The organism is Inquilinus sp. (genome assembly GCF_039594555.1).
GTDB lineage: Bacteria > Pseudomonadota > Alphaproteobacteria > DSM-16000 > Inquilinaceae > Inquilinus.
The window spans coordinates 1-7,854 of sequence record NZ_JBCNNF010000321.1 but is presented as its reverse complement, the minus strand read 5'-3'; the positions used below and the strand labels follow the sequence as shown (position 1 = coordinate 7,854).

Below are 7,854 nucleotides of genomic sequence, written 5' to 3'. Positions count from 1 at the left end.
GGAAATGGCGAAGAAACGAGGTTCGCGCAAAGAGGCGGCACGCGTGCCGCGATCAGCATGCCGGATCCTCACCGGCGAGGCCGGGGTCGGCAAGACCGCGGTGGTCGAGGGGCTGGCCCTGCGCATCGCCGCCGGCGACGTGCCGCAGGCCATCGCCAACGTCGCCATCCGCACCCTCGATCTCGGCCTGCTGCAGGCCGGCGCCGGGATCAAGGGCGAGTTCGAGAACCGGCTGAAATCGGTGATCGACGAGGTGAATGCCAGCCCCGCCCCGGTGATCCTGTTCATCGACGAGGCCCACACCCTGATCGGCGCGGGCAACGGCGCCGGCCAGGGCGATGCCGCCAACCTGCTGAAGCCGCCGCTGGCCCGCGGCGAGCTGCGGGTGATCGCCGCCACCACCTGGGCCGAATACAAGAAATACTTCGAGAAGGACGCGGCGCTGACCCGCCGCTTCCAGACGGTGAAGGTGGACGAGCCGTCCGAGGACATCGCCGTGGCGATGATCCGCGGCCTGGTGCCGACGCTGGAACAGCATCACGGCGTCCGCATCCTGGACGAGGCGCTGGACGCCGCCGTGAAGCTCTCCGCCCGCTACATCCCCAGCCGGCAGCTGCCGGACAAGGCGGTCAGCCTGATCGACACCGCCTGCGCCCGAGTGGCGATGAGCCAGGCGGCCCCGCCGCCGGCGGTCGAGGACACGCGGCGCCGGATCGAGTTGATCGCGGCCGAGCTGCGCGTGCTGCGGCGCGAGCTGCTGTCCGGCGCCGACCACGCCGCCCGGGTGGCAGCGCTGGAAGCCGAATCGGCACAGCTGGCCGCGCGGCTGGCGGCGCTGGAGTCACGCTGGGGCGAGGAGCGCCGCCTGGCCGCCGCGATCGGCGAGACCCGGGCGAAGGTCGAGGCCGAGCCCGACCCCACCGCCCTGCAGCGCGACCTGGCCGCCCTGGCCGGCGAACTGCGCGGCCTGCAGGGCGAGCAGCCGCTGGTGTTCCCGGTGGTCGACGCCCAGGCCGTGGCCGAGATCGTCGAGAGCTGGACCGGCATCCCGGCCGGGCGGATGCGGTCGGACGAGATCCGCACGGTGCTGACCCTGCGCGAGGCGATGGAGCGGCGGGTCGTCGGCCAGTCGCACGCGCTGGAGGCGATCGCCCAGTCGATCCGCACCTCGCGCGCCGGGCTGACCGACCCGCGCAAGCCGATCGGCGTGTTCCTGATGGTCGGCACCTCCGGCGTCGGCAAGACCGAGACGGCGCTGACCCTGGCCGAGCTGCTGTATGGCGGCGAGCAGAACCTGACCGTCATCAACATGAGCGAGTTCAAGGAGGAGCATAAGGTCAGCCTGCTGATGGGCAGCCCGCCCGGCTATGTCGGCTACGGTGAAGGCGGGATCCTGACCGAGGCGGTGCGCCGCCGCCCCTACTCCGTCATCCTGCTGGACGAGATGGAGAAGGCGCATCCCGGCGTCCACGACATCTTCTTCCAGGTGTTCGACAAGGGGGCGATGAAGGACGGCGAAGGCCGCGACATCGACTTCAAGAACACCGTCATCATCATGACCTCGAACGCCGGGACCGACCTGATCGCCCGGCTGTTCACCGACCCGGAGACCGCCCCCGACGCCGAGGGTCTGGGCGTGGCCCTGCGCGAGGAGCTGGCCAAGAGCTTCAAGCCCGCCTTCCTGGGCCGGGTCACGGTCGTGCCCTACCTGCCGCTGGCCCGCGACACGCTGCGGCAGGTCGCCACCCTGCATCTCGACCGCATCGCCGCACGGGTCGAACGCAAGTTCGGCGCGGCCCTGCGCTACGGCCCGGAGCTGGTCGACACCATCGTCGCGCGCTGCACCGATGCCAGCGCCGGCGCCCGCGCCATCGAAAGCCTGCTGACCAAGACCCTGCTGCCGGACCTGTCGGCCCAGTTCCTCGCCCGCATGGCGGAGGGACGGCCGGTGGAGCAGGCCACGGTCGCGATCGACGGCTCCGGCGCCTTCCTGTGCCACCTGCAATAAGACGAAAGGGTTGCAGCCATGTCCATCTATATGAAGTACGACGCCATCACCGGCGACGTGACCGAGACCGGCCACAAGGACTGGATCGAGTGCCATTCCTTCCAGTGGGGCGTCGGCCGCCGGCTGTCCACCACCGTCGGGTCCGCCGCCGACCGTGAATCGACCGCGCCGTCGGTCGGCCAGGTCACGATCACCAAGGACAACGACATCGCCACCGGCAAGCTAATGGCCGAGGCGCTGGGCGGCCACGGCAAGACCGTGAAGATCGACTTCGTCCGCACCGACAAGGGCAAGCTGGACGTCTATCTGTCGCTCGAGCTGACCAACACGCTGATCAGCGACTATTCGATGGGCGGTTCGGACCGGCCGGGCGAGTCCATGACCCTGAACTTCACCAAGGTCGCCTTCAGCACCAAGCAGATGAAGGACGATGCGACCGAGGGGCAGAACTTCACCTCGACCTACGACCTGGAGACGGCGCAGCTGACCTGACGCGCCCTCTTCCGTTCCATGTCCGGCCCGGCGACGCTTCCGTCGCCGGGCTTTTTGCTGCCGGGATGGCAGATCGGCAGGAGGGGACCCGGCCTGACGCCCGAAACGGAACCGCCCGCCGGGACGACCCGGCGGGCGGCTGTGTATTCCGGGCTGTGCAGGCCGGGCGCGCCGGCCCGGACCTCACATCAGCAGGATCTTGTCGCCGACCGCCATCCAGCCGCCGGGCTCGCGGATCAGCGCGGCGACGTCGTAGGAGCCGAGGATGCGGGTGGCGGTGCGGCGGCGGAACAGCTCGTTCATGATCTGGGTGGCGGGGCCGGTGCCGCCGCCGGCCCGCCCGGCGACCGTCGTCTCCTGGAAGGCCCGCCAATGGATCTCCGCGGCCGCGGCCATGCAGGTGCCGTTGAAGGTCTGGGTCGTGGCCAGGCTGCCCAGCGCCGCCGCCCCGCCCAGGGCCGCCTGGGCGCCGGGGATCGGGATCAGCGACCCCGCCAGCTGGGCCCCGCGGATGCCGGCCTTGGCGTATTTCGCCTTCAGCACCCGGTTGCACCAGTCGGCGATGGTCTGCGACTGCCGGTATCGCTTGGCGATCTGCAGCAGCCGGTAGATGTGGATGCCCGTCGAAGCCTCCGCATTGAGGTGCCGGGCGGCGCTGAACCCGTCGAAATTCTGCGCCGGGATCGAGGAGGCGGCGCCGGCCACGCCCCAGACCCCGGCCGCGATCTTCTTGTAGGTGCGGGTCTGCAGGTACCGCTTCGTCACCGGGCTCGGCGCCTCGTCATGGCCGTTCGCGGCGAAATGCAGGTTGGGCAGGATTTCGACCTGTCCCCGCCGGGCCATCAGCATCGCCGCCTCGTAGACCGGGGCGATGGCCGCGAGGCCCGGCACCGACCAGTTCGCGTTGCCCGCCAGTTGGGACGCCACGGCCTCGGTGCCGGTGACGGCCCCCATGACCGCTCCCGCCACATCCGCGGCGGTGCAGAAAAGCTCTCCGAACTCAGCCATTGAAATGCCCCCATCCAGGCCGATGCCGGGGCACGTCGTCGGTCGCGCCCGGCATCCGGTTGTTGCCTGACGAGACCGTACCGACCGGTATGAATTTTTCTACGACTGATCCGCTACACCTGTAATTTCAATAATAAAATCTTGCGACATGGAACAGTAATAAAGGGAAAATTCGATCGATGCCGCAATATATCCGGCAAATCCAAACCTACTCGATGATCCGAATTGTCAGAGCGCGGCGACGACCGCCGTGACGTTGTCGCGGGCCCGCCGGGCCAGCGCGGCGTCGACCAGGCGCTGGGCGATGTCGCCGTCCCCGGCCAGGATATCCATGATCTCGTCCGGGCCGACGGCCTTGTACAGGCCGTCGCTGCACAGCAGGAAGCGGTCGTCCGGCTGCGCCGTTCCCAGCGCCTTGTCGACCAGCAGGTCGGGGCCGCCGGCGCCGAGCGCCCGGGTGATGACGTTGCCCTGCGGATGCGTCTCGGCCTGGTCGGGCGTGATCGCGCCGGAATCGACCAGCTCCTGCACCACGCTGTGGTCGGAGGTCAGGCGGTGCAGCGCGCCGTCGCGCAGCAGGTAGCCGCGGGAATCCCCGGCCCAGAGGAAGGCGAAATGATCCTCATGCACCATCAGCACGATGACCGTGGTGGCCAGGGTCGCCTGGGGGACCCGGGACCGCCCCTGCTCGAGCAGCAGGCCATGCGCGGCATGCAGCCGGGCGCGCACCGCGGCCAGCCGCTCGGGCGGCGGCATGTCGCCAGGGATCTCGCCGAGCATGGACACCACGCGGGCCGAGGCGACGTCGCCCGCGACATGCCCGCCGGCGCCGTCCGCGACCGAGAACAGCCCGAGCTCCGGCCGGCAGAGATAGGCGTCCTGGTTCTGCATCCGGATGGCGCCGGGATGCGACGCCGCCCAGTGGCGCAACCCCTCGCTCACCGTCCCAGCATCCGGGCGAAGCCGGCGCTGTCCGGCAGGGCGTCCAGCCGCAGCTCGGCCGCGGCCGCCAGCGGGCCGCCCTCGCTCCACCACCGTGCGCCCTGTCCGGCAGGGTCTGGGGCCGGCGGCAGCGGCGCCTGACGCAGCCGGTCGATCACGTCCTCCGGCGCGAGGTCATGGGAGATCGCCTCGCGGCCGATCGCCTCCGCCGCGTCGAGGAAGGCGTCGCCCCGGTCCGCGCCCTCGGCGGCGATGGTCAGGGGGAAGGACCGCCCGACCCGGTCGACGCTGGGCATCCACAGGCCCAGCACCGGGTGGTGGCCGCACTGGCCGGACGGCAGGGCGAAGCGCCAGACCGGCGCCACCCGCCACATCTCGGCCCAGCGCTCGCCCAGCGCCCGCTGGGCATCGGCGAGGACACCCTGCAGCCAGCCGTCCCAGGCCTGGATGAAGCCGAGCGACAGCCCGACGCAGAGGAAGTCGCCGCGGGACGGGATCTTGCCGAAGAAGCCCACCGCCGGGCTGTCCGCCGCCGCCCCGGTCATTGCAGCACCGGGCATTGGAAGCCCTTCAGCAGGTCCCGGGCGAACGGGTTGCGCGACGACCCCGCCCGCAGGGTGAAGCTGGCCTGGCTGGCGCCGGAGCGGAAGGTCAGCGCGAACTCCTCGGGCCGGCCGGAGGGCGAGAGCCGCCCCTGCTGCAGCAGCCGGAACAGCGCCCAGGGGCCGCTGGCGCCGATCGATCCGCCGCCGAGCCCGCCGCCTCCGGCCGGCGCGCCGCCGGGGATCAGGCCCGGGCCGGAATCGGCGACCGCCTGATCGAAGGCGATGCGGGCCGGGTTCATGCCGTCCGCCCCCGGCCAGGTCAGCGACGCCTGACGGGCCTGGTCGCCCGCGGTGGCGATGGTGGTGCCGCCCAGGGTCAGCGTTGCCGGCCCGGAGCCGTCGGCCGCGGAGGCCGGGGCCAGGTCGAAGCGGATCTGCGGCTGGTTGCCGCCGGCGGGGAAGAACGCGTCCCGGATCGCCGCGGCGCGCTGGAACTGGGCCAGCGTCGCCTGGCTGACCGGCGGGGTGACGCCGCCGACCGGCTGCAGCCGCCAGACCGCGCCGCTGGTGTCGACGAAGGGGCGGATCTGGGCCTGGAAATAGCTGTCGAACAGCCCGTCCGGCCCGAACAGCCGGGCGAAATCGTCCAGCGGCGCATCCTGGTCCGACGACGGCGAGAACGGGAAGCGGCGGGTGACCACCGCCTTGCACAGCTGGCCGGGACCGTCGGCGCCGGAGAAGGCGGTCGCCGCCGCATGCCGCACGCTGCTGCCGATCATCGACTGGCCGGAGGCGGCGATCTGCTGCAGCCAGCGCGACACCGGCGCCGGCTGGCGCTGCGATTCCGCCAGCAGCAGTTGCACCGGGTCGCCGCTGCCCTGCAGCGCCGCCGGCACGTTGGCGGTATCGGGGCCGAGCTGCGCCAACTCCTGCTGCAGCGTGTTGATCAGCCGGGTGACGCCCGCGATCGGCGCCGCCTGCCCATCGCCGACGAAATCCTTCAGCGGCTGGAAATGCTGGTCCAGGGCGTCGACCGCGGGCATCGCCGAGTCCGGTGTCGCCGCGCCGATCACCGCGGCCAGCGCCTTGCGCTGCTGCTCCACCGCGTCGCCGCCCGCCTGGCCGGCCGGTTGACCGGCCGCAGGCGGCGGCGAAGCCGGCATCACCGTCAGCTGCCGCGCGATCGACACCAGCAGGTCGCGCATCGGCGATTGCGGCGAAGACAGCACGTAGAGCGCCTGGATCGCCGATGGGCGGTCGGCGAAGGGCGCCAGCGCCAGGTCGCCGAGCATGGCGTCCCATTGCGCCTGGAAATCGGCGGCGTAGAGGGCGACGACGTCCCGCTCCAGCGTCCGCAGCGCCGCCTCGTCCGTCGGCACCGCGTCCGTGCGGCCCAGCACCCAGCTCTCATCGGCCACCGCCTTGGCCGCGCCGGCCAGCCGGGGCAGCAGCACGGTCTGGAAGCCCGCCGCGGTGTAGAAGCCGGGGATGCCGTCGGTCAGCGGCTTGCCGGAGATGCGGGTGAACAGCTGCGCCCCGGCGGAGCCGAGCTCCGCCGCCGGAGTCCAGCCCGGCACCGCCGCGGCCGAGGCTTCGGGCCGGATCCGGCCATAGACCCGGGCGGCCAGCGACACCCGGCTGAAGGAGGCGCGGGCGGTCTCCACCAGCGTGCCGTCCAGCGTCACCGCGGGCAGCGGGTCGGACAGCAGCGCGTCCAGATGGGCCGCTAGATGCTCGCGCATCTGCTGGTTCAGCACGCCGGGGAACCGCGCCTGCCAGTCCAGCGCCATCCAGTCGCGCACCAGCGCCGGGTCGAGCGGGCCGGCGCCGCCGAGCATCAGGTAGATCCGCGTCGCCTGGTACAGGAAGTCGGGATTGTCGATCTGGCCGCGCATCTGCTGCTCCAGCCGCCAGATCAGGCGCGGCAGAAGGATCCGCTCCAGCGCCCGGTGGTAGATGCCGCGCTCCACCGCCTCCAGCTTATCCGCCTGCGACAGGCCGAACAGGCCGGCCAGCCAGCCTGCCGGTTCCCGCGGCAACGCTCGGGCTGTGTCGAGCAGCGGCACGATGACCGGCAGGTCGTCGTCCGACACCTGGTCGAGGCTGACCCCGGCCAGCTGCTGGCGGAAGCCGGCAATGGCCTCGTCGGCGCGCTCGACCGCCACGCGGTTGGTCGCTTCGGCCCGCCACAGCCCGACCGACACGACCAGCGTCGCCGCGGCGATGGTGCCGAGCGCGCCGATGCGCAGCAGGCGCATCCGCCGCGTCCGCTTCGAGCCGGTGGAGACCAGCAGCGCCTCGCCGAGGATGACCTCGCCCAGCATGCGCTTCAGGAAATAGCTGCGCCCGGCCACCGGCTTCAGGCTGGGCGCGCGCTTCTGGTCGACCCCGAAGGACCGGGCCAGCATTCCGGTCAGCCGGTCGATCGGCGTGCCGGCCTGGGTCGCCGAGGTGATGTAGACGCCGCGCAGGAACGGCGCCGGGTCCAGCCGGGTGCCGCCGAAGGCCTGGGCCAGGAAATCCGCCAGCGGCTCCTGCAAGCTGGCCAGCTGCAGCGGGAAGCCGCCTAGCAGGGCCCGGCGGTCGGGCGCGCGCTCGGCCTGCAGCCGCTCATAGAGGCCGTCATCCAGCCGGTCCAGCAGCAGGCGGTACTCGGCGGCGAAGGCGTCGACCCCGCCGGCGACCGGGAAAGTCATGCCCCAGACCTGGCCGCGGCCCTCGGCGTCCAGGTCGTCGAAATACTCGTTGAAGCCGGCCAGCTGGTCGGCCTTGCTGAACACCATGTAGACCGGCACGCGCAGGCGCAGCCGGTCCGACAGCTCGGTCACCCGCCGGCGCACGGTGCGGGCATGGGCGGCC

5 protein-coding genes and 1 pseudogene are annotated in these 7,854 nt (G+C 71.8%); 2 read left to right on the top strand and 4 right to left on the bottom strand.

Annotated elements, in window-relative coordinates; genetic code table 11:
• Window positions 1-64 precede the first annotated feature (64 nt).
• Together tssH and ABDW35_RS26900 are read left to right on the top strand one after the other, a co-directional pair.
• Window positions 65-2,008: pseudogene (gene tssH, locus ABDW35_RS26905) on the top strand (type VI secretion system ATPase TssH); the annotation flags it as partial.
• A gap of 18 nt (window positions 2,009-2,026) precedes the next feature.
• A complete protein-coding gene (locus tag ABDW35_RS26900) occupies window positions 2,027-2,500 on the top strand; it encodes a type VI secretion system tube protein Hcp (protein ID WP_343716932.1) in 474 nt (157 codons plus the stop codon).
• 183 nt (window positions 2,501-2,683) lie between these two features.
• On the opposite strand, the gene ABDW35_RS26895 is transcribed toward ABDW35_RS26900, so the two are convergent.
• The 4 genes from ABDW35_RS26895 to tssM all read right to left on the bottom strand — a co-directional run.
• Window positions 2,684-3,454, bottom strand: a complete 771-nt coding sequence (locus ABDW35_RS26895) for a hypothetical protein (RefSeq protein WP_343716931.1) — start codon at window positions 3,452-3,454, stop codon at window positions 2,684-2,686.
• A gap of 282 nt (window positions 3,455-3,736) precedes the next feature.
• A complete protein-coding gene (locus tag ABDW35_RS26890) occupies window positions 3,737-4,450 on the bottom strand; it encodes a protein phosphatase 2C domain-containing protein (protein ID WP_343716930.1) in 714 nt (237 codons plus the stop codon).
• Window positions 4,447-5,010, bottom strand: coding sequence for a type VI secretion system-associated protein TagF (tagF, locus tag ABDW35_RS26885; protein WP_343716929.1), 564 nt, complete (start codon window positions 5,008-5,010; stop codon window positions 4,447-4,449). The genes ABDW35_RS26890 and tagF overlap by 4 nt, the downstream gene beginning before the upstream one ends.
• Window positions 4,992-7,854, bottom strand: a 2,863-nt coding sequence (tssM, locus tag ABDW35_RS26880; RefSeq protein ID WP_343716928.1) for a type VI secretion system membrane subunit TssM, incomplete at its 5' end; no start/stop codon positions are given. The genes tssM and tagF, both read right to left, overlap by 19 nt.